The following is a 21782-nucleotide window of genomic DNA, read 5'->3' as shown; positions in this document are numbered from 1 at the left end:
GCCCGATGGATATCATCGAACCCGTCACCCTGGGTGATGTTAGCTGCACGCGCGCCACGTCGGCGCCGTACTACGACCGGAATGGCGTGCAGCAGATGGCGCCGCCGAACACTCTCCGGGTCACCTACGATCCGGCCGATCTGAGCAAGGCTCCATACGCCTTGCTCGATGCGGGCGAGGTAATCGGCGCCGGCGCGGGCCTGGTCTATTCGAACGTGCCGATCGCCGAGCAGACCTACAGCTCGGCGGCGACGTACGCGAAAGATGCACTGGTCTACGACCCGGCAAGCCACAACGTCTACCAGTCGCTGATCGCCAGCAATACTGGCAAGGCGCTGACGGACACGAGCGCCTGGACGCCCCGCGGCGCGGTCAACCGCTGGGCAATGCTGGACCAATACAACAACACCCAGACCTCCCATCCGGAGGAGATCATCATCGTTGTTTCGCCCCAGGTGATCAGCCAGGGCTTTTACATCGGCAACGTCGATGCGGCCGAGGTACGTGTGTCGGTGGTCGACCTCAGTAAGGGCCTGGTCTACCGTGAAGAGCAGTCGCTGAAGGTCTCGACGTCCGGCTCGAGCTTCTTCAACTGGTGCTTCAAGCGGATCCGCCGTAAGACCTGGGCGGTCAGCTTGAAGTTGCCTCCGTATGCACGGGCGCTGGTCACGATCGCCATCCGGAAGCCCGGCGGCGTGCCGAAGTGTGGCATGTGTGCGATCGGTCCGACCGCGGATCTCGGCAAGACGCTGATGACCCTGGGTGCCGAGATCAAGGACTTCTCTGATACCTCGTTCAATTTCGATGGCACCAGCAAGACCCAGTACCGTAACTGGGCGAAGCGCATCACCGCCGACGTAATGGTCGATGCCTCGCAGGTCGATGCAGTGTACGAGCTGATGGCGGATTACCGACAGAAGCCGATTGTCTGGGTCGGGTCGCAGAATTACGGCTTGGCGATCGCCTACGGGCGATATTCGAGCCTCAAGCCTGTGGTGAAAGGTAAAACACGTTGGGACATGTCCCTGCAAATTGAAGGAACCGTATGACGATCTCCGTATTGCTCGATCCGGCCCAGATGCCGGACCAGTCCCAAGACCAGCTGGACTTCGACAATAAGATGTCGGGCTTCATGCGGGATCTGCCGATCCTGGCCAACCAGATCAACGAGACCGAAGCGGGCATGAACCTGCTCCAGGCCGGCGGCGCCTATGCCATCCGGTACGTCTTTGACACGGCGACGGCAGACGCCGATCCCGGTGCCGGCAAGCTGCGCCTGTCGAGCGCCACCCAGAACACCTCGACGACCATGCGCCTGGACCTGACGGCCGGTGGCCAGGACTACACGACGCTGCTCGACACTTTCGATTCCTCAACTAGTGCGATTAAAGGCTCGATCCGCCTCGTCAAGCAGGGCGACATGAGCAGGTGGATGACGTTCGACGTCACCGCGCGCGCGGCTCCGACCGGCTACCGCAACCTGACTGTCGTGTGCACCGACAGCAGCTCGGCAAACCCGTTCGTCAACGGCGACGGCGTGCTGCTGTTCTTCCAGCGCACCGGAGACAAGGGGGAGGCTGGTTCTGGCGCGGTCACGCTCCTGGGGGCGACGTTCGTTTCATCTGCAGTGGCGAACATTGACTTCCTGAACATCTTTAATTCGACCCACGATCGTTACACGATTGAGATACAGGGGCTTCGCACTGAAACCGCAAACCAGACTTTATGCATGCGACTTGCAATCGGCGGGGTGGCCGCCGCAGATTCCTACCGAACTATGGCTGCTCACGGGCAGGCGGTCGCGGGATCTGGCGCTCAGCTGGAGCTCGCCGGGCTCACAAGCAATTTGCCGGCGCAAGCATGCAGTGCAACGATTGAGGTGCGAAACGCAAATGCATCAACGCTGAAGAGTGTGGGCTTCCGCGGCGTGACGTTCAGCATTCCCAACAATGGAATGATTGCAAACATGCAGGAAGGCGGCTACGCCGGAACTAGCCCTGTTTCGGGATTCCGCCTATTCCTTCTGAGCGGAGGCAATTTCTTGGCTGGAGCCACCATCCGTATCTATGGACACAGGAACACGCAATGACTCGACAGGTAAATGTAGACGGCGTCACCCGCGACGCCACCCCCGAGGAGCTGGCCGAGATCGAGGCGCGCGCGAGCGAGCCAGCTCCGCCGCAGCCGCGCCACCTCACGGTTCTCGCGTTCCGGAACCGATTCACGCGGGCCGAGAAAATCCGCATCGAGCTGGCCGCAATCGACGACCCTGCCGCCAGCGCTGAAAGCCGCGCGCGCGCTGCGACTGTGCGCGTCGGCCAGGCTGATCTGGCGGCAGCGACCTATGTCGACGTCGACCGCGCCGACACCCGCGAGGACGTCCAGGCGTTCGAGGCGATGGACCTGCTCGACGCGCCAGGCCGCGCGCTGGCAATCCTCGACGACCCGATCCAGGCGCATGAGCGCTACACCGGCTGATCACCTCCTGAAAGGAATCCGATGACCCTCAAGGCAGCTTTCTACCGCGGCACGCGCCCGGGCCTGGCCGGCATCTACAACCGCTTGGTGCGGTGGTGGACCCGATCGCCGTATTCGCACGTCGAGCTGGTGCTGTACGAAAGCGTGCTGCACGGCCGCTCGCTCGCGGCTTCGGCGTCCAATATGGACGGCGGCGTGCGCACCAAGGTGATCGACTTCGACCCGGCGCGCTGGGACTTCATCGAGCTGCCCGACGCCCTGGCCGAACGTGCGTGGCAGTGGTTTCGCGAGCACGACGGCGCGCCGTACGACCTGGTAGGCAACCTGCAATTCGTGCTGGCGCCGATCCCGCACAGCCAGCGCCGCTGGTTCTGCTCCGAGGCGGTGGCCGCCGCGCTCGGCATCCCGGACCCCTGGCGATACTCGCCCGGCACGCTGGCCAGCGCGCTCACCCTCATGCAACAGCCCGCTCCGGCGGGTTTTTTTACGCCCATCGAAAGGCAACAATGAGCAAAATTTCCGCGCCCGAGCTGGGCAGCTACGCCGGCGCCGGCACCGCAATCGGTGCATCCATGACGCTGACGGAGGTGGGCGTCATCGTCGGTATTGCTACGGCGCTGCTGACGTTCATCCTCAATTTCCTGTACATGCGTCGGAAGGACGCGCGCGAGCAGCGCCTGGCCGACCTCGAGCAGCGCGAACGCGAGGTGCGCCTGGCGCAGCTGCAGGCCCAGGCGTGCGAGGTGACGTCGTGATGCGCCGGGCCGGCCTGGCCGGTATCGTCGGCGCCGTCGCCGCCGGCGCGCTGCTCGTCCTGACGCCGCGGTTCGAGGACACCAAGCTCACGACCTACCGTGACCTGGGCGGCGTGCTGACCTACTGCACCGGCGCCACCGAGAATGCACAGTGGGGCAAGACCTACACGCCGGAGCAGTGCCGGGCGCAGCTCGACCGCGACCTGGAGCGGCACGCGGCCGGGATCGCGCGCTGCGTGCCGCTGGACCGCCTGACCGATAGCCAGAAGGTGGCCTTCGTCGACGCGGCCTACAACATCGGCGTGAGCGCCTTCTGTGGCTCGAGCATGGCGCGCCGGGCGAACGCGGGCGACATGGCCGGCGCGTGCGACGCTCTGCTGATGTGGAACAAGGTGGCCGGCCGGGAGGTGCGCGGGCTGACGCTGCGGCGCCAGGCCGAGCGCGACATCTGCCTGCGGGGGCTGCCGTGATCCCCGGCCCGTACCGCGCGCTGGCGGCCAGCATCCTGGTGCCGGTCGGTCTGCTGCTGGCCGGCGCCGCCGGCTGGGTCGCCAACGGCTGGCGGCACGGCGCCGAGATCGCGGAGCTGCGCCGCGCGCACGCCGAGTTCCAGGCCGGCCTGTCCGAGCAGGCCCTGGCCGACGTCCAGGCTGACGCTGCGACGATCCGCGCGGCCGCGACCGAGTTCGCCGCCATCCAATCCACCCTGGCGCCGCACATGACGGCGCTCACCAAGGAGCTGCGCAATGCGAAGCCTCTGCCTCCTGATTGCCGCCCTGATCCTGTCCGGGTGCGCAACCTCGACGCCGCAATCGACGCCGCCAACACAAGCATCCCTCGATAGCGCGCTGGCGGCGCCGTGCCCAGCAGTGGCGCGCCCGGCCGCCGACGATTTCGACGCCTGGCAGGCCTGGGCTATCGAGCTGTTGCGCCAGTACGCGGAATGTGCGGCGCGGCACGCGAAGACGGTTCAGGCCTGGCCGAAGTAGGGCGGCGCCGCAGCCAGGGCTTGAGCAGCACGCGCACGGCCAGCTCGAGCGCGACGCCCTGGGCGCGCAGCCCGGCTGCGGCCGCATGTGCGCCGTGTGTCGCGGCGAGGTTGATGGCCAGGTCGAGCTGGGCAGCGGTAGCGCGGTCGGTTCGAGTATGCATCGCGATAGGGTAGCCGACTGGCCGGTGCCCGCCGCGAGCGGTATCAATCTGGCATGGTGCTATACTGTATAAACGTACAGTATTTCAGCGAGTCAACTATGTCCACGCCAGCCGCCATCATCAACCCCGAAGACCTGCACCCGTCCCTATGGCGTGCTTCGCAGCTGGCGCGCAACCACACTCGCTGCGTCAGCACCGGCCACCCGGCGCTCGACAACCAGCTGCCGGGCGGCGGCTGGCCAACTGGATCGATGACGGACCTGCACACGCAGCAGCCAGGGATCGGCGAGCTGCGACTGCTGGCGCCCGCGCTATCCAAGGTGGCGAAGCGGCAGATCGCCTTCCTGCAGCCACCGCACCCGCCCCAGGCGCTGGCCCTGGCCGCCATGGACATCCCGCCCGAGTCGGCGCTGTGGCTGCGCGCCGACCGCACGGCTGATGCTCTGTGGGCCGCCGAGCAGGTGCTGCGCAGCGGGAGCTGCGGCGCGCTGCTGTTCTGGCAGCACCAGATTCGGGCCGAGAGCCAGCGCCGCCTGACGCTGGCGGCCCAAGAGGGCGAGACGCTGTTCTTCATGATCCGGCTGCTCGCCTCGGCGCAAGACGCTTCGCCGGCGCCGCTGCGACTGGCGCTACGCCCGCGCGCCGGCGGGCTGGAGGTTGGATTCGTGAAAAGGCGAGGGCCGCAGCGCGACGAGCCGCTATTCCTGCCGATGCAGATCAACCCTGCGCACCGTCTTCAGCCGCAACGCCAGGTGTTGCCGCTGCACCAGGTTGCAGAGCCGGTCATGGTCGAATAAGCCGAACGGGGACGGGTTTATCGCCCGCCTCGCGGCGTCGGCTAAGACGCAAAAAAAGCCACCTCGAGGGTGGCTTCTTCGTTCCGGCCGTTGGAAAATTCCGAATTACGTTGGAAATTTCACTATCCGAAAAATCTAGATTCTGATAACTGCTTGAATCTAAATGAATACTTGGGGTGGCTGATGGGACTCGAACCCACGACAACAGGAATCACAATCCTGGACTCTACCAACTGAGCTACAGCCACCACTGACTTTCTTTTCTGTCTCTGCATTGCCGAGACAGAACGAGATTATAAGGGCTTCATCCCGAACTGGCAAATTTAAATGTGCACTCCGGATGCCGGGGCCGGCGGCCAGCCCATTGGCAGGGGCAGCGCCACCTCGTGGACCGGCGGACCGATGCCCAGCAGGCTGCGAAACGCCGCCGTCAGGGCGGTGGCGCTGGCGCTGGTATAGCCGGTCAGGCCGGCGGGGATGGCGCCCGGTGCGCGCAGCAGGCCCGCGCCGGCCAGCAGCCGTGCGAGCTGGCGCGCCACGGCGTCGCCGGTATCGACCAGAGCCACGTCCGGCCGGCCGGCATCCTTCAGCAGGCGCTCGATCGAGGCGCGCACCAGCGGGTAGTGGGTGCAGCCCAGCACCAGGGTGTCTGCGCCCTGGGTAAGCAGCGGCATGATGAAGCGTTCCAGCATCGCGCTGGTGGCGGTGGAATCGAGTTCGCCGAACTCGATCTGGTCGGCCAGGCCGACGCAGGGCTGCAACAGGAACTCGGCGCCCGAATCGAGGTGGATCTGGTCGCGCAGTTGCAGGAACTTGGCGCCGCGCAGCGTGCGTTCGGTGGCCAGCACGCCCACCTTGCCGCTGCGGGTAAGGCTGGCCGCGGGCTTCAGGCCCGGCTCGACGCCGACGATGGGCATGCCGGGGTGACGTTCGCGCAGCTCGCGCACGGCAGCCACGGTGGCGGTGTTGCAGGCGACGACGAGGGCTTTCGCGCCCTGCGCCAATAGAAAATCGCCGATCGCCAGCACGCGTTCGACGACGATGTGTTCGGGTTTGTCGCCGTAGGGCGCGAAGCCGGTGTCGGCCAGGTAGAGCAGGTGTTCGTGCGGCAGCTGCGCCTGGATGTGGCGCAGCACCGACAGGCCGCCGACGCCCGAGTCGAAGATGCCAACCGGAGCGTCGGGGGAGGTCATGATGATCGTGAAATCAGGCGACGGTGACCGGCACGCCTTTCAGCGATTCGATCCTGGCCGACCATTCTTTCGGGCCGGTGTTGTGGACCGAGGTGCCGGTCGAATCGACGGCGACGGTGACCGGCATGTCGGTCACGTCGAATTCGTAGATCGCTTCCATGCCCAGGTCCTCGAAGCCGACGACTTTCGCGGACTTGATCGCCTTCGAGACCAGGTAGGCCGAGCCGCCGACCGCCATCAGGTAAGCCGACTTGTGCTTCTGGATCGATTCGATCGCCGCCGGGCCGCGCTCGGCCTTGCCGATCATCGAGATCAGGCCGGTCTTCTCCAGCATCATGTCGGTGAACTTGTCCATGCGGGTGGCGGTCGTCGGACCGGCCGGGCCGACCACTTCGTCGCCGACCGGATCGACCGGGCCGACGTAGTAGATCACGCGGTTGGTGAAGTCCACCGGCAGCGACTCGCCCTTGGCCAGCATGTCCTGGATGCGCTTGTGCGCGGCGTCGCGGCCGGTCAGCATCTTGCCGTTCAGGAGCAGGGTCTGGCCCGGCTTCCACGACGCGACTTCTTCCTTCGTCAGCGTGTTGAGGTCGACGCGCTTCGATTTCTCGGTGTCCGGCGTCCAGTTCACGTCGGGCCAGGTCGACAGCGCCGGCGGTTCGATATAGGCCGGGCCGGAGCCGTCCAGCACGAAGTGGGCGTGGCGGGTGGCGGCGCAGTTCGGGATCATCGCCACCGGCTTCGAGGCCGCGTGGGTCGGGTACATATTGATCTTCACGTCCAGCACGGTGGTCAGGCCGCCCAGGCCCTGGGCGCCGATGCCCAGCGCGTTGATCTTGTCGCACAGCTCGATGCGCAGCTCTTCGAGCTTGTTTTGCGGGCCGCGCTGGCGCAGCTCGTACATGTCGATGTCTTCCATCAGCGATTCTTTCGCCATCAGCATCGCCTTCTCGGCGGTGCCGCCGATGCCGATGCCGAGCATGCCCGGGGGGCACCAGCCGGCGCCCATCAGCGGCACGGTCTTGAGCACCCAGTCGACCAGCGAGTCGGATGGGTTGAGCATGACGAACTTGGTCTTGTTTTCCGAGCCGCCGCCCTTGGCCGCCAGCTTGACGTCGACGGTATCGCCTTCGACCAGTTCCATGTGGACCACGGCCGGGGTGTTGTCCTTGGTGTTCTTGCGCTCGAAGTGAGGGTCGGCCACGATCGAGGCGCGCAGCTTGTTGTCGGCGAAGTTGTACGCGCGGCGCACGCCTTCGTTGACGGCGTCGGTCACCGAGCCGGTGAAGCCTTCGAAACGCACGCCCATGCCCACCTTGAGGAACACGTTGACGATGCCGGTGTCCTGGCAGATCGGACGCTTGCCTTCGGCGCACATGCGCGAATTGGTCAGGATCTGGGCGATCGCGTCCTTCGCGGCCGGGCTTCGCTCGGTCTCGTAGGCGCGTGCCAGGTGCTGGATATAGTCGGCCGGATGGTAGTAGCTGATGTACTGCAGCGCGGCCGCGACGGATTCGATCAGGTCTTCCTGGGTGATGACGGTTGCCATGGTGGGAAATCTCTCGTGATGGAGTGTCGGAGTATCGTTATCGTTGTGTGTTACTGCTGGTGCTTCAGTGCTTCTCGTGATGCGTCATGGTGGTGATGCGGTCGGTCCACGAGATCGCCAGCGCCGAGAACAGGAAGGCGATGTGGATCAGGGTCTGCCACATCAGCGTCTGCTCGGTGTAGTTGGCGGCGTTGATGAAGGTCTTGAGCAGGTGGATCGACGAGATGCCGATGATCGCCATCGCCAGCTTGGTCTTGAGCACCGAAGCGTTCACGTGCGACAGCCATTCCGGCTGGTCCGGGTGATCCTGCAGGTGCATGCGCGAGACAAAGGTCTCGTAGCCGCCGACGATCACCATGATCAACAGGTTCGAAATCATGACCACGTCGATCAGGCCGAGCACGACCAGCATGATGACGGTTTCGGTCAGGCGGGTCGGACGGCTGCCGGACAGGCCGACGGCGTCGATGATGTGGTTCAGCGAATCGACGTTGCCCATGGCGGCGCCGATCAGGTCGACCAGTTCGACCCAGAAGTGGAATACATAGACGCACTGCGCCAGGATCAGGCCGAGGTAGAGCGGCAGCTGCAGCCAGCGGCTGGCGAAGATCAGGTTGTTCAGTGGGGACAGCTTGCGGACTTGCTTGCTCGGTTCTAGGGCGGACATTGGGATGAAACTCCAGGGGGACGCGAAAAAAATTCAGCTCGGCATTTTACACCGGCGCCGTGCGATGAGGTGCGGAGCGCGCCGGCATCGGGCGCTCCTTGCACGCTTTGCAACGGCTGGCGTTAGAATAAGACGAACAGGAAGCGGGCGAGCGCAGTCAATACCGATCCGCCTCAGGGGTTTCCATGTAAGGGCTCAGTAAGCGAGCCCCCCTATGGTATCTGGCATAACCTACTACATTAATATGGAGACTAGTATGGCCGAGAACGAGACCACCCAAGAGCAAACCCAGGGCCTGCAGGAGCACCGCGTGTTCCAGCCGCCTCAGGCGTTTGCCGACAAGGCCGCCATCAATGGCATGGCCGCCTACGAAAAACTCTGCGCCGAAGCCGCCAGCGACTATGAGGGCTTCTGGGCCCGCCTGGCGCGCGAGAACCTCGACTGGCACAAGCCGTTCACCTCCATCCTCGACGAATCGAATGCGCCGTTCTACAAATGGTTCGCCGACGGCCAGCTGAACGCCTCGTACAACTGCCTCGACCGCAACCTGGAAAACGGCAACGCCGACAAGACCGCCATCATCTTCGAGGCGGACGACGGCACGTCTACGCGCGTCACCTACCGCGAGCTGCACGAACGCGTGTGCAAGTTCGCCAACGCGCTCAAGTCGCGCGGCATCAAGAAGGGCGACCGCGTCGTCATCTACATGTCGATGTCGATCGAAGGCGTGACCGCGATGCAGGCCTGCGCCCGCATCGGCGCCACCCACTCGGTGGTGTTCGGCGGCTTCTCCGCCAAATCGCTCCAGGAGCGCATCATCGACGCCGGCGCGGTGGCCGTCATCACGGCCGACGAGCAACAGCGCGGCGGCAAGGCGCTGCCGCTCAAGGCCATCGTCGACGAGGCACTGGGCCTGGGCGGCTGCGACACCGTCAAGGACGTGATCGTCTACAAGCGCACTGGCGGCAACATCAATTTCAAGGAAGGCCGCGACATCTGGCTGCACGAGCTGGTGCAGGACCAGTCGGCCGAGTGCGCGCCTGAATGGGTCGATGCGGAACATCCGCTGTTCATCCTCTACACGTCCGGCTCGACCGGCACCCCGAAAGGCGTGCAGCACTCGACTGGCGGCTACCTGCTGTGGGCCGCGCTGACGATGAAGTGGACCTTCGACCTCAAGCCCGAAGACGTCTACTGGTGCACCGCCGACATCGGCTGGATCACCGGCCACACCTATATCGCCTACGGCCCGCTGGCAGTCGGCGGCACGCAAGTCGTGTTCGAAGGCGTGCCCACCTTCCCGAACGCCGGCCGCTTCTGGCAGACCGTCGAAAAGCACAAGGTCAGCATCTTCTACACGGCGCCGACCGCGATCCGCTCGCTGATCAAGGCGTCGGACCTGGACGAGAAGGTGCATCCGAAGAACTACGACCTGTCCAGCCTGCGCCTGCTCGGCTCGGTCGGCGAGCCGATCAATCCGGAAGCCTGGATGTGGTACTACCGCAATGTGGGCCAGGAGCGCTGCCCGATCGTCGACACCTTCTGGCAGACCGAGACCGGCGGCCACATGATCACCCCGCTGCCGGGTGCGACGCCGATGGTGCCGGGTTCGTGCACCTTGCCGCTGCCGGGCATCATGGCCGCGATTGTCGATGAAGCCGGCGCCGACGTGCCGAACGGGCAGGGCGGCATCCTGGTCGTCAAGCGTCCGTGGCCGTCGATGATCCGCACGATCTGGAACAACCCGGACCGCTTCCGCACCAGCTACTTCCCAGAAGAACTGGGCGGCAAATACTATCTGGCCGGCGACGGCGCGATCCGCAACAAGGACACGGCCAACTTCACCATCACCGGCCGCATCGACGACGTGCTGAACGTCTCGGGTCACCGCATGGGCACGATGGAGATCGAATCGGCGCTGGTGGCCAATCCGATCGTGGCCGAAGCGGCGGTGGTGGGCAAGCCGGACGAGACCACGGGCGAATCGATCTGCGCCTTCGTCGTGCTCAAGCAGGCGCGTCCGACCGGCGAGGAAGCGAAAAAACTGGCCAACGAGCTGCGCGCCTGGGTGGGCAAGGAGATCGGTCCGATCGCCAAGCCGAAAGAGATCCGTTTTGGCGACAACTTGCCGAAGACCCGCTCCGGCAAGATCATGCGCCGCCTGCTGCGCGTGCTGGCCAAGGGCGAGAACATCACGCAAGACGTGTCGACGCTCGAGAATCCGGCCATTCTCGAGCAGTTGAAGGAATCGGCTTGAGCTACAATCACTGAGCAACCTGCCTGCGTTGGCCCACAAGGCTGACGCAAGGCTTGCCCGCCTACTCGGGAGAGAGGCGGGCATTTTTTTTGTGCTGTTGGCCGGGAGGCCCAGGGTGGATGGCTCCTGATCTGGTCCACTGGGCCAGATCATCCTACTTGTTCGGCACCGTCCGGCATCAGCTTGCGCGCCCGCCAGCGTTGTCGGCCTTGTACTGCTGGGAATACTTGCTATAATAGGCGGCTTCGTGGGGTTCCCACGTCGACCCATCAGGAGAGATGGATGAGTGGTTTAAGTCGCACGCCTGGAAAGCGTGTATAGGTTCATAGCCTATCGGGGGTTCGAATCCCCCTCTCTCCGCCAAGCATTCATAAGGGCCGCTTTCGAGCGGCCCTTCGCATTTGCGCTATAGATTTGATGTGCGCTATTCAAATCGATGCTATCTTGCTTGTTCAATATCTTTTGACCAAGCGATATGGATTTTGTGGAATGGATGAAATCGGCAGGGCTCTCCGAGAAATCTTCTAATAGCTACCAAGGCGCGATCAAAGGACGTTTGACCACCTGGGCTCGCACTCACGGACTCACGACCAAGCCGATTGCAGAGATCCCTGATCTGTCGGAGTTCGTTGCCCTTTCTGAGCAGCTAAGGAAGACCCCTGAGTTCCTTGATCGGAATGAGACCGGTAACGGGATGTACGCTGCTGCGCTCAGCAACTATCAAAAATACCTGGAGGCTATTGGCTCGCTTCGTAAAGAGAAGCAGGCTGAGTATGGACCGCACCGAAAGCAGGTAACAAAAATCGAGTCCGCGTTAAGTGAGCCGTTTAATCCGAAAAATCAGGAGGACGCACGCGCACGAGTGTTGCGAGAAATCGTACAGCGACGAGGGCAGCAGAAGTTCAGAAAGACCCTGATTGCCGCCTATGGTGGGCACTGTGCGATCACTGGCTGTGCCGTTACACCTCTACTCGAGGCCGCACACATTACGCCATACCTGGGACCGGAAACGAACTCCGTGACGAACGGGCTGCTGCTGCGCGCTGACATTCACACTCTGTGGGACTTGGGGCTGATTGCAGTGGATCCGAAGACCCGAACAGTTTGGGTGAGCCCCGAAATCAAAGATCCGACATACCGAGTCCTAACCGGAGCTCCCCTAATGCTACCGCTGGATTTGGCTCAATGGCCGTCAGGCGCAGCGCTGGCACAACAATGGGACCTCGCGCACAGCAAACTCGCCGAGGTTAGTTGAACCGCCCCGGCTTTCGTGGAGGCCGGTTAGTGTGAGTCAGGCTGGGATAGCCTGACTGCTCAACTGCTTGTAATAGTTTGCCTCAGCTTCCGCCGGCGGTATATAGCCGAGCGGTTCCAGCAGGCGGTGGTGGTTGAACCAGGATACCCATTCCAGCGTAGCCAGCTCGACGGCTTCACGTGTTTTCCAGGGAGCGCGGCGGTGGAATCAGTTCAGCCTTGTAGAGCCCGTTGATGGTCTCGGCCAGGTCGTTATCGTAACTGCCACCCTTGTTGCCCACAGAGGCCTCAATACCAGCTTCTGCCAGACGTTCGCTGTAGTTGATCAATCGGCCCCGGGCGCTGGTCGCTGTCGCGCTCCTGCTGGCGTACCCAGCGACGCAGCGTCTCTGGCGTGCAGCCGATCTTGGCCGCGATCGACGTAATGGCCGCCCATTGCGATTCGTACTCGCTGGCAGCCTCGCTGACCATGCGCACAGCGCGCTCAATAACTTCCGGAAAATACTTAGGTTGCCTCTTCATAGCTCCATTTTCTCAAAGAACGGAGCCTCTACAAAATCCGGGGCGGGTTACTACGCAGGGATTTGACGACCTCCGGAAGGCGCCGGCAGACCCGGTCCGTCTTCGCGTGGTCGACCACCTGCAACCGCTCCGCCCAGGCATTTTAGGCGTCGGGGAGGTTGGCGCCGAGGCGGAACGTTTTCTTGCAGTCCCCACTGCCTCCTGGCCGGGTGGAACCTGGTAGCAGGCTGACCGATACGCCAGTGACGCCCTGACACCGGAGCAGGCGTGGCCGCGGTAAATTTGAGTGACGGCCGCCGGCCGCGTACTGCCTGGTCCCAGTCAGCGGATTCGAATAGGTATGGCTGGCTACCGGGTATTGATCCAGTCCCATGCGCGCAGGTATGCCTCGCGCATGGCTACCACGATGCTCGAACATGCCGAGGCCTGGTCAGCGATCTCGACGAAGATCGGGTCTGGTCCATCCCAACGCGAGGTCGGAGCGTGGATGGAAAAGAAACCAATGTGTCCTTTAGTTTGCGCTAGCGCCGTATGCACCAGTATCTTGTACTCGCTGGGTAAGTTGCCGTCCATGTGGCATGTTGGATTGTCAGTTGGAAATATAGCTTATCAGAAACACGACATCCTCGTTGCTCCACGCGTGCGCGCCTATGCCGACCGCGACGTTCCTGACGATGTCGAAAAATCGTTGTCGAAAATTTGGCAGATCTCTTCGACTGAAAAGGCTTCATCGGTTGATGATCGAAGCGCTGCCGTTCATCTTTCCGCCAAGACTGCGAAAAGAACGCCATCCGTGATTGGCCTTGTGTTTTACGTCGGCGAGGATGTTGCGCCCAAGGAATTGTTAACGACTGACTTTAAGAATTGTCAATTTGTATTTGAACAGCCTTGCGCATGTTAATGTAGAAAGCATAAGCCAACCTTTCCAAACATACTTCATCCTTGCGCTGCTCGACTGAGCCATATGAGCCGCAAGCGCCCACACAGACATGAGTCTATTCCCGAGAAAGTCGCGCCTCACGATCGGTGATAATTCATTTGCCGCCCCCCACCTGCCGTTCACTGCTGCGAACCAGTCGACGAAATTGCTGCTCGTGGACGACGAGCCACGCATGCTCGCGTCGCTGCGCGAGTTGCTCAGCCAGCGCCATGTCGACATCGACACGGCAAGCTCCGGCGCCGGCGCACTGGCCTGCCTGTCCGACACCCGCTATGACCTGGTCTTGCTGGACCTCAGCCTGGAAGACATGGATGGCCACCATGTCATGGACTTCATCAATCACCATTGCATCGAAACCGACGTCATCGTCATCAGCGGGAACGTTCAGATCGAGGCCGCGATCGGCGCGATGCGGCGCGGCGCGCATGACTTCTTGCGCAAGCCATTCAGCCAGCAGGATCTGTTCCAGACCATCGACCATGTCCTGACCCAGCGCCGGCTCAGGCAAGCCAACCGCGACATCGCCTACCAGCTCGAGCTGTCCGAGCGCACCTACCGCTACCTTGTCGATACCTCGCCGGATCTCATCTACATGGTCGAGCCCGAGGGGCGATTCACTTTCGTGAACGACCGGGCCTGCCAGATGCTGGGCTACGATCGCCGCGAACTGATCGGCCAGCATTATTCCGTGCTCGTGCACCAGGAAGACTTCGCCCGGGCGCGCTACGCATTCAACGAGCGAAGATCCGGCGACCGGGCATCGCGCGACGTTGAACTGCGCATGACCTGCCGGTCCAATCCGACCCGGTCGGAAGACCTCGACAAGGCATCGATCACCGTGTCGCTCAACGCGGTCGGCATGCACCTGGACCATGCGGACCGGGGTGGATCAAAATACATCGGCACGTATGGGATCGCCCGCGATATCACGGCGCGCAAGCAAGCCGAAGCCATCATCCTTCACCATGCCTATCACGACGTCCTGACCGATCTGCCGAACCGCCTGTTGTTCAGGGACCGCCTCGGACAGGCGATCATCCAGTCCAGGCGCAACCAGACCGAGCTGGCGGCAATGTTCATCGATCTCGATCGGTTCAAGCTGGTCAACGACACGCTGGGTCACGCCAAGGGAGATGCGTTGTTGCGGCAGGTGACGGCGCGCCTGAAAGGCTGCCTGCGCAAGGGCGACACGCTTGCGCGCCAGGGTGGAGACGAATTCACCGTGGTCCTTCCCGAACTGCACGCCCGTGACGACGCGCGCGTGGTCGCCGACAAATTCCTGGAATGCCTGAATCTGCCATTCGACCTCGGTGGGAACGAGGTGACGATCTCGGCCTCGATCGGGATCGCGGTATTTCCCCACGACGGCGACACGATCGATGAGTTGATGCGCCGCGCGGATGTCGCCATGTACCACATCAAGGGGCAGGGAAAGAACGGCCATGCGTTTTATGACGGTACGATGGAGCAGGGCGCCTGATCAGCACTCGTCCGGGAACCATGCTACCAGGTCGGTGTCGGGATGCGGGCCGACGCGCCTGGCCGCAGCGCGCACCGTACGGGAATCGAGCACGGTGTGCAGATGATCGAGCCACTTGCTTTTGTGATCCTCTCACCGGAACGCCGATGAGGGCGATCGAGCGATAGAGCCCAGCTGGCGGATGGCCGGCGGTGACTTGTTGTTTTTTTGCAGCCATACAATGCGTCCAGAGAGGTGTGCAATTCGTCTCCATTCACAGCGTTGCATGCGCTCCTGCCAGGCGGATGTCACCTTTTCCCACGCTGGGAGACCCCGATGATCGCGTCAGGCGCCTGTATTGCCAAGCTTTTCTGGCAGAACATTATCGACTAACAATCCATTGCTAAAGAGAAATTGTAAAAACATTACCTTAAGGCAAATATCATTGCGAATTCAATATTGAATATCATCAATCGTGAATCTGATAAAATACTTTCAGTGCAATAATTATTGATAATCATCAATTTTGGCAGCGCCCAGCATATCGGCCCCGCAGGCTTCCGTGTTCCCCGCCAGCCACCGTCCGGCCCAGAAAACGCCGGCGCTTACTCACCGTCACCTATCATTTTCCGGAGTCCGCGCATGCGCATCAAACCCTTCCTGCTGACCTTGTTGGCTGCCTCGGCGCTGAGCACTAATGTTGCCCATGCGAACCTGATCAAGAATGGCAACTTCGAAGAGACCACCAACGGCGGCAACAAGCAGCTTGCCGGCGGCACGTCCACGACGCGCGCCGACCGAACTACCCTGACGCACTGGGAGAGCGGTTATGGCAGGGATGGACGCTACAACTTCGTCCTGAATGGCGATATCGCCAACACCGACAAGTCCGCGATCTGGTTGAAAGACAAGTACCGCACGACTGGCCTGAGCAATGGCTACTCGGCCTCCCCAACCGGCGGCAATTTCTTCGCGTCGGACTGGATGTATTTCCCTGGCCCGCTCAAGCAACAGGTCAACGGCCTGACGATCGGCGACAGCTATACGCTGACCTTCGATTTCGCGCTGGCCCAGCAGGTCATCGAGCGTGGCCCGAACAACAACAATTATTGGGAAGTCGATTTCGGCGGCGCCAAGCAGAATTCCGATTTGCTGAGCATCGTGGACAGCGGCTTCAGCGGCTGGAAGACCGCCACCATGACCTTCACGGCAACCAGCGCCAGCCAATGGCTGAGCTTCCTGGTCCACGGCAGCGGCGCCGGCGCGCCGCCGTTCATGCTGCTGGATAACGTCGCCCTGAACGCCGAAGTGCCGGAGCCGGCAACCCTGGGCATGCTGCTGGGCGGCCTCGGCCTGATCGGTTTCACGGCGCGCCGCCGCAGCCGTAGCGGCGGCCAGGCCTGATACGCCAATCCACCGGCTGCAGTCCACTGCAGCCGGATGCCGCCGGCCCGGCGGCAAGCTCCACGTCGCGACACCGCTCCCACCATCGCCGCATCCGCCATGAACGTCACCTTCGCCGAATTCGCCATGACCGCCTTGCGGCTGGGCATCTGGATCGTGCTGCTGACGGCGCTGTTCGTGCCGCTCGAACGCTGGTTCGGCGTGCGCCACGAGCAGCCCAATCCCGAGCTGCGCCACAACCTGGCCTACTACTTCATCAGCAGCCTGGTGCCGGTCGTGGTGCTCACGGTGCCGATGGCGTTGCTGGCCTCCGCCGCCCATTACCTGGTGCCGGCCGCGCTCAAGACGGCCGTGGCCGAGCTGCCGCAGGCGCTGCGCATCGGCCTGGCCTTCGTGATCGCCGAAACGGGCTTTTATTGGGGGCACCGCCTCAGTCATGAGATTCCCTGGCTGTGGCGCTTTCATGCGCTGCATCACAGCACCGAGCGCATGCACTTCCTGGCCAATACCCGCAGCCATCCGGTCGACATGGTGATCACCCGGCTGTTCGGCCTGGTGCCCCTGTACGTGATCGGCCTGGCCAGCCCGGGCATGGCCGGCAGCGGCACGCCGGCGCTCTTGATCGCGCTCGGCATCGTGTGGGGCTTCTTCATCCACGCCAACCTGCGCTGGCGCTTCGGGCCGCTGGAATGGTTGGTGACGACGCCGGCCTTCCACCACTGGCACCACAGCCGCCACGAGCACATCAACCGCAACTACGCGTCCACCTTGCCATTCCTGGACCGCGTGTTCGGCAGCCACTACCTGCCGAAGAGTTGGCCGGCCGAGGTCGGGACCGACACGCCATGCCCGCCCACGTTGAAAGGCCAGCTGCTCGAGCCGATGCTGCCGGCGCGCAAGGCGGAGCCGGTCGCGGATTGAACGCTACGCCGGCCGCCGGGCTGCGCGCTCTGCGGCCAGCTTGACCAGCAGCGCCAGGGTGGCCGCCACCCCCGCCACTGCCACGACGCCGAAGATCCCCCCGATCCCGAAGCGCAGCCGCGCCAGCTCCGCTACCAGGAACGAGCCCGCGATCCCGCCCAGTCGTCCGATGCCCATCATCCAGGCCACGCCGGTGGCGCGGCCGCGGGTGGGGTAGAAGGCCGCCGCCAGCGCCGGCAGCAAGGCCTGCGCGGTGTTCATCGCCAGTCCGGCCCCGAGCACCACCGCCATCAGCAGCGCCAGGTCGTGGGCGCTCTGGCCGATGGCGAAGATGGTGGCCGCCGTCAGCGCGAAGCAGGCCGCGATCACGGCGTTGGCGTCGTAGCGGTCCATCAGCCAGCCGGCCAGCACCGCGCCTACGCCGCCCAGCGGGAACAGGGCCGAGACCAGGGTCGCGTCCTGGGCCGACAGGCCGGCGTCGCGCAGCAGCAGCGGCATCCAGTTGATCAGCGCGTAGAAGATCACCAGTCCCATGAAATAGGTCAGCCACAGCATCAGGGTGCCGACCAGGTAGGGCCGCGACAGGATCAGCTTCACGCCGCCGCCGGCTTCGGTGTTGGGCGCGGCCTCGCGCGTCACGAAGGCGCGGGCAGCGTCGGCGCTGGGCGAGATGTGGCGCAGGATGGCGCGGATGCGTTCGTGGCCGGCGCCGCGCGCCACCAGGAAGCGCACCGATTCCGGCAACAACAGGATGATCAACAGGCCCGCCAGCAGCGGCGCCACGCCGCCCAGCAGCAGCACGCTGCGCCAGCCCCACAGCGGGATCATCCAGGCCGCGAGAAAGCCACCCAGGGCGGCGCCGAGGGGGAAGCCGCAGAACATCGCATTGGTGAGCAGGGCGCGCTTGCGGTCGGGGCAGAATTCGCTCATCAGGGTCACCGCATTCGGCATCGCCGCTCCCAGACCCAGGCCGGTGACGAAGCGCAGGATGGCCAGTTCGGTCAGGCCGGTGGCGAACGAAGACCAGGCGCAGGCGGCGCCGAACAGCAGCACCGACGACGCCAGCACCAGCTTGCGGCCGACCCGGTCCGACAGCGGCCCGGCCGCCATGGCGCCGCCGGCCAGGCCGAACAGGGCGGCGCTGAGCACCGGCGCCAGGGCGGGGCGCGTCACGCCCCAGTCCTGCACCAGCGATGGGGCGATGAAGCCGATCGCCGCGGTGTCGAAGCCGTCCAGCAGCACGATCAGGAAGCACAGGCCGAAGATCAGCCATTGGTAAGACGAGAATCGGTGTTCGTTCAGGAAGTCCTGGACGTTGACGGCGCCGTCGGCGCGGTCCTGCTGCTGCATGGTGGGTCTCCGTTATTGTTATCTTGATCGCCTGCGTGCCGGCAGGCCGGACTCTACACCGAATCGGCCGCCAAGGCGACGATTCCCCGCGGTGCGCTAGACTGTCCGCATTCCACCCGCAGCACTTGCCGTGAAAGGACGCCGCCATGGAACACCACCCGGATAATCCGGACAAGCCGCCAGGCCCGCTAGCGGGCGTGACCGTCCTCGATCTGACCACGATGCTGGCCGGTCCCTATGCGACCCTGCTGCTGGCGGGACTGGGCGCGCGGGTCATCAAGATCGAGAACCCGAACAGTCCCGATCCGGCGCGCGGCAACGCGCTGTTCATGGGGCGCGACGGCGTCAAGGCCGCACCAGGGCACGACGACGACCTGTCGCTTGCAATCCTCGACCGCGGCCGCAACAAGGAAGCCGTCACCCTCGACCTGAAGCATCCCGATGCGCGCGCCGTCTTCATGGACCTGGTGCGCCGCGCCGACGTGCTGGTGGAGAACTTCAGCCCTGGCGTGACCGAGCGCCTGGGCATCGATTACGCGCGCTGCCGCGCAGTGAATCCGAAGATCGTCTACACCTCGATCAGCGGCTTCGGCCCGGATGCCGATCCGCGGCTGGGCAAGGCGGTGGACATCGTCATCCAGGCGATGAGCGGCCTGATGATGGCGTCCGGCGCCGAAGGCGAAGCGCCGGTGCGGGTCGGCATTCCCATCGGCGACCAGGCCGCGCCGCTGTTCGCCACCATCGGCACGCTGGCCGCCGTCCTGCAGGCGCGGGCGACAGGGCAGGGCCAGCGGGTCGACGTCTCGCTGCTGGGGACCATGGGCGCGCTGGTGGCGGCCGAGCCGTTCGAGATGGAGCGCAAGATGGGGCATGCCACCCGCTCCGGGAATGTGCTGGCGCGCCTGGCGCCTTCCGGCGTGTTCCCGACGGCCGACGGCCATATCGCGATCAGCGCGCCGAAGGATGCCTTCGCCGCCGGGCTGTTTCGCGCCATGGGCCGTCCGGAACTGATCCATGACGCGCGCTTTTGCAGCCGCGCGGCGCGGGTGAGTAACCACGCCATCCTGCACGAGATGGTGGGCGCGTGGACCCGCACCCTGGACACCGGGGCTGTCGGCGCGCTGCTGGCCAGTTGCGGCGTGCCCAACGGCCCGGTGCGCGATCCGGCCGATGCGATGCGCGATCCCGGCCTGCTGGCGCGCGGCGAGACCGCCAGGCTCGAACACCCGGTGTATGGGGCGGTGGACGACGTCGTGGCCGGCGGCCTGCCGATCCGCATGTCGGATGCGTTCACGGGCTTCGACAAGCCGGCAGTCGCCCTCGGCGCCAGCAATGGCGACGTCTATGGCGGCCTGCTCGGCTACGACCACGAGAAACTGGGGTGGCTCGCGCGCGAGGGGTGATTTGAAGCCGGCGGCATGGCGCTGCTGATGCGCTGCCAGTTCTGCCCTGATGCCGGCACGATGGCGTACAATGCCCCTTCCTTCACTACAAAACTCTCCAATGGAATGGCTACTTGACCCGAATATATGGGTCGGCTTGCTCACCCTCGTCGTGCTCGAGATCGTCCTGGGCATCGACAACCTGATCTTCATCGCCATCCTGGCGGACAAACTTCCCCCGCATCAGCGCGACAAGGCACGACTCCTCGGCCTGTCCCTCGCCATGATCATGCGCCTGGGCCTGCTCACGATGATCTCGTGGCTGGTCACGCTCACCACACCCCTGTTCTCCCTCGGCAGCCTGGCGTTCTCGGGGCGCGACCTGATCCTGCTGATCGGCGGTATCTTCCTGCTTGCCAAGGCGACCATCGAGCTGCACGAACGGGTCGAAGGCAAATCGCACGTCCAGAGCGGCAAGCGCGAATACGCGAGCTTCGCCGCCGTGGTGGCGCAGATCATCGTGCTCGACGCCGTGTTCTCGCTCGACGCCGTGATCACCGCGGTCGGCATGGTCGAACACCTGGGCGTCATGATGGCCGCCGTGATCATCTCGATGGGCGTCATGCTGTTCGCGTCGAAGCCGCTGACGCGCTTCGTCAATGCCCATCCGACCGTCGTCGTGCTGTGCCTGTCCTTCCTGCTGATGATCGGCCTGTCCCTGATCGCCGAAGGCCTGGGCTTTCATATTCCGAAGGGCTACCTGTACGCCGCGATCGGCTTCTCGGTGGTGATCGAGTTCTTCAACCAGCTGGCGCGCCGCAACTTCATCAAGCAAGAGGCGCACATCCCGCTGCGCGACCGCACCGCCGACGCCGTGCTGCGCCTGCTGGGCAGCAAGCGCGGCGCCGACCATCACGACGAGCCGGAAGCCGAGGCGCAAGCCGCCGAGGAACCGGCGTTCGAGGCCGAGGAGCGCAATATGGTCAGCGGCGTGTTGAGCCTGTCGCAGCGCTCGGTGCGCTCGATCATGACCAACCGCTCGGAAATCTCGTGGATCAATATCGAGGATGACGCCGAGACCATCCGCGCCCAGCTGCTGGCCACGCCGCACGGCTTCTTCCCGGTGTGCCGCGGCCAGCTCGACGAAGTGATCGGGGTGGCGCGCGCCAAGGACCTGATCGCCGACCTGACCCAGTCGGGCGCGATCGACGCGGCTCATATCCGCACGCCGATCATCATGCCCGACGCCAGCGGCGTGCTGAAGGTGATGGACCGCCTCAAGCGCTCGCACGGCCAGCTGGTGATCATCGCCGACGAATACGGCACCCTGCAGGGCCTGGTGACGCCGATCGACATCCTGGAAGCGATCGCCGGCGAGTTCCCCGACGAGGACGAGCAGCCGGTGGTGCAGGCCCTCGGCCCGGGCCGCTGGCGCGTCGACGGCACCGCCGACCTGCACTACCTGGAGCAGGTGCTCGAGGTGGACGCCCTGGTGGGCGACACCGACGACTACACCTCGCTGGCCGGCCTGATGCTGGAACGCTTTGGCACCCTGCCGAAGGTGGGCGACGCGGTCGAGATCGAAGGCTTGCGGTTCGAGGTGGCGCAGGTGCTGGAGCGCCGCATCGCGACCGTGATCGTGAGCCGGGTCGACGTTGGGTACGATCAGCCGCTGGACAAGAGCTGAGCGAACGGTAATATC

Annotated in this window: 22 protein-coding genes, 2 tRNA genes and 1 pseudogene; 17 read left to right on the top strand and 8 right to left on the bottom strand. The window is 64.1% G+C overall.

Features of this window, described 5'->3' with window-relative positions:
* The first annotated feature begins 5 nt into the window (after window positions 1-5).
* From DIR46_RS07085 to DIR46_RS07055, 7 genes are read left to right on the top strand one after another with little or no spacing between them, the layout of a single operon-like run.
* The gene (locus tag DIR46_RS07085; protein WP_109344606.1) at window positions 6-1049 is read left to right on the top strand and encodes a hypothetical protein; all 1044 of its coding nucleotides are present in this window, start codon (window positions 6-8) and stop codon (window positions 1047-1049) included.
* Complete coding sequence (locus DIR46_RS07080; RefSeq protein WP_109344605.1) at window positions 1046-2089, top strand: hypothetical protein; 1044 nt, start codon at window positions 1046-1048, stop codon at window positions 2087-2089. The genes DIR46_RS07085 and DIR46_RS07080 overlap by 4 nt, the downstream gene beginning before the upstream one ends.
* On the top strand, window positions 2086-2478 hold the full coding sequence (locus DIR46_RS07075; protein WP_109344604.1) for a hypothetical protein: 393 nt from the start codon (window positions 2086-2088) through the stop codon (window positions 2476-2478). The genes DIR46_RS07080 and DIR46_RS07075 overlap by 4 nt, the downstream gene beginning before the upstream one ends.
* 21 nt (window positions 2479-2499) lie before the next feature.
* On the top strand, window positions 2500-2988 hold the full coding sequence (locus tag DIR46_RS07070) for a hypothetical protein (RefSeq protein WP_109344603.1): 489 nt from the start codon (window positions 2500-2502) through the stop codon (window positions 2986-2988).
* Window positions 2985-3233 carry a phage holin family protein gene (locus DIR46_RS07065; RefSeq protein WP_229446526.1) on the top strand — a complete coding sequence of 83 codons (249 nt, stop codon included), beginning with the start codon at window positions 2985-2987 and terminating at the stop codon, window positions 3231-3233. The genes DIR46_RS07070 and DIR46_RS07065 overlap by 4 nt, the downstream gene beginning before the upstream one ends.
* Entirely contained in the window at window positions 3233-3703 is a 471-nt protein-coding gene (locus tag DIR46_RS07060; protein WP_109344602.1) for a lysozyme, read from the top strand. Before DIR46_RS07065 ends, DIR46_RS07060 begins: the two co-directional genes overlap by 1 nt.
* Window positions 3700-4077, top strand: coding sequence for a hypothetical protein (locus tag DIR46_RS07055; protein WP_229446525.1), 378 nt, complete (start codon window positions 3700-3702; stop codon window positions 4075-4077). The genes DIR46_RS07060 and DIR46_RS07055 overlap by 4 nt, the downstream gene beginning before the upstream one ends.
* Window positions 4078-4148: 71 nt before the next feature.
* On the opposite strand, the gene DIR46_RS26505 is transcribed toward DIR46_RS07055, so the two are convergent.
* Window positions 4149-4385 carry a hypothetical protein gene (locus DIR46_RS26505; protein WP_162819448.1) on the bottom strand — a complete coding sequence of 79 codons (237 nt, stop codon included), beginning with the start codon at window positions 4383-4385 and terminating at the stop codon, window positions 4149-4151.
* Window positions 4386-4483: 98 nt separating this feature from the next.
* On the opposite strand from DIR46_RS26505, the gene imuA reads away from it, so the two are divergent.
* Window positions 4484-5182 (top strand): translesion DNA synthesis-associated protein ImuA, encoded by a 699-nt coding sequence (gene imuA / locus DIR46_RS07050; RefSeq protein WP_109344600.1) that lies wholly within the window; start codon window positions 4484-4486, stop codon window positions 5180-5182.
* A gap of 172 nt (window positions 5183-5354) precedes the next feature.
* Here imuA and DIR46_RS07045 read toward each other — a convergent pair.
* From DIR46_RS07045 to DIR46_RS07030, 4 genes are all read right to left on the bottom strand, one after another.
* Window positions 5355-5430, bottom strand: a tRNA-His gene (locus DIR46_RS07045).
* A 75-nt stretch (window positions 5431-5505) separates the two neighbouring features.
* Complete coding sequence (gene murI / locus DIR46_RS07040; RefSeq protein ID WP_109344599.1) at window positions 5506-6375, bottom strand: glutamate racemase; 870 nt, start codon at window positions 6373-6375, stop codon at window positions 5506-5508.
* 13 nt (window positions 6376-6388) lie between these two features.
* Window positions 6389-7924, bottom strand: coding sequence for a fumarate hydratase (locus tag DIR46_RS07035; RefSeq protein WP_109344598.1), 1536 nt, complete (start codon window positions 7922-7924; stop codon window positions 6389-6391).
* A gap of 64 nt (window positions 7925-7988) precedes the next feature.
* Window positions 7989-8591 (bottom strand): TIGR00645 family protein, encoded by a 603-nt coding sequence (locus DIR46_RS07030; RefSeq protein WP_109344597.1) that lies wholly within the window; start codon window positions 8589-8591, stop codon window positions 7989-7991.
* A 256-nt stretch (window positions 8592-8847) separates the two neighbouring features.
* On the opposite strand from DIR46_RS07030, the gene acs reads away from it, so the two are divergent.
* The 3 genes from acs (at window position 8848) to DIR46_RS07015 (ending at window position 12103) form a co-directional block, all read left to right on the top strand.
* Window positions 8848-10848 carry an acetate--CoA ligase gene (gene acs, locus DIR46_RS07025; protein ID WP_109344596.1) on the top strand — a complete coding sequence of 667 codons (2001 nt, stop codon included), beginning with the start codon at window positions 8848-8850 and terminating at the stop codon, window positions 10846-10848.
* Between the two features lie 272 nt (window positions 10849-11120).
* A tRNA-Ser gene (locus tag DIR46_RS07020) sits at window positions 11121-11211 on the top strand.
* Window positions 11212-11323: 112 nt separating this feature from the next.
* Complete coding sequence (locus DIR46_RS07015; RefSeq protein WP_229446524.1) at window positions 11324-12103, top strand: HNH endonuclease; 780 nt, start codon at window positions 11324-11326, stop codon at window positions 12101-12103.
* 36 nt (window positions 12104-12139) lie between these two features.
* Here the strand turns inward: DIR46_RS07015 and DIR46_RS27200 are convergent.
* Together DIR46_RS27200 and DIR46_RS27195 are read right to left on the bottom strand one after the other, a co-directional pair.
* Window positions 12140-12428 (bottom strand): annotated as a pseudogene (locus DIR46_RS27200) (integrase core domain-containing protein); the annotation flags it as partial.
* The gene (locus DIR46_RS27195; protein ID WP_229446617.1) at window positions 12391-12573 is read right to left on the bottom strand and encodes a hypothetical protein; all 183 of its coding nucleotides are present in this window, start codon (window positions 12571-12573) and stop codon (window positions 12391-12393) included. The gene DIR46_RS27195 and the pseudogene DIR46_RS27200, both read right to left, overlap by 38 nt.
* A 538-nt stretch (window positions 12574-13111) precedes the next feature.
* On the opposite strand from DIR46_RS27195, the gene DIR46_RS26500 reads away from it, so the two are divergent.
* The 4 genes from DIR46_RS26500 to DIR46_RS06990 all read left to right on the top strand — a co-directional run bounded on the left by DIR46_RS26500 (window position 13112) and on the right by DIR46_RS06990 (window position 17348).
* A complete protein-coding gene (locus DIR46_RS26500) occupies window positions 13112-13525 on the top strand; it encodes a hypothetical protein (protein ID WP_162819447.1) in 414 nt (137 codons plus the stop codon).
* Window positions 13526-13613: 88 nt separating this feature from the next.
* Window positions 13614-15044 carry a diguanylate cyclase domain-containing protein gene (locus DIR46_RS07000; protein WP_109344594.1) on the top strand — a complete coding sequence of 477 codons (1431 nt, stop codon included), beginning with the start codon at window positions 13614-13616 and terminating at the stop codon, window positions 15042-15044.
* A gap of 621 nt (window positions 15045-15665) precedes the next feature.
* Window positions 15666-16427, top strand: coding sequence for an FxDxF family PEP-CTERM protein (locus DIR46_RS06995; protein WP_109344593.1), 762 nt, complete (start codon window positions 15666-15668; stop codon window positions 16425-16427).
* 99 nt (window positions 16428-16526) lie between these two features.
* A complete protein-coding gene (locus DIR46_RS06990; RefSeq protein WP_109344592.1) occupies window positions 16527-17348 on the top strand; it encodes a sterol desaturase family protein in 822 nt (273 codons plus the stop codon).
* 3 nt (window positions 17349-17351) lie between these two features.
* On the opposite strand, the gene DIR46_RS06985 is transcribed toward DIR46_RS06990, so the two are convergent.
* Window positions 17352-18698, bottom strand: a complete 1347-nt coding sequence (locus DIR46_RS06985) for an MFS transporter (RefSeq protein ID WP_109344591.1) — start codon at window positions 18696-18698, stop codon at window positions 17352-17354.
* A gap of 146 nt (window positions 18699-18844) precedes the next feature.
* Between DIR46_RS06985 and DIR46_RS06980 the strand changes: the two genes are divergently transcribed.
* Window positions 18845-20101, top strand: a complete 1257-nt coding sequence (locus DIR46_RS06980; protein ID WP_109344590.1) for a CaiB/BaiF CoA transferase family protein — start codon at window positions 18845-18847, stop codon at window positions 20099-20101.
* Window positions 20102-20201: 100 nt separating this feature from the next.
* Window positions 20202-21767 carry a TerC family protein gene (locus DIR46_RS06975; protein WP_109344589.1) on the top strand — a complete coding sequence of 522 codons (1566 nt, stop codon included), beginning with the start codon at window positions 20202-20204 and terminating at the stop codon, window positions 21765-21767.
* The last annotated feature ends 15 nt before the right edge of the window (window positions 21768-21782 follow it).

It is taken from the genome of Massilia oculi, from assembly GCF_003143515.1.
In the GTDB taxonomy this organism is placed as follows: domain Bacteria; phylum Pseudomonadota; class Gammaproteobacteria; order Burkholderiales; family Burkholderiaceae_D; genus Telluria; species Telluria oculi.
The sequence above is the reverse complement of the archived record's forward strand: the minus strand, read 5'-3'. Positions and strand labels throughout refer to the sequence as shown.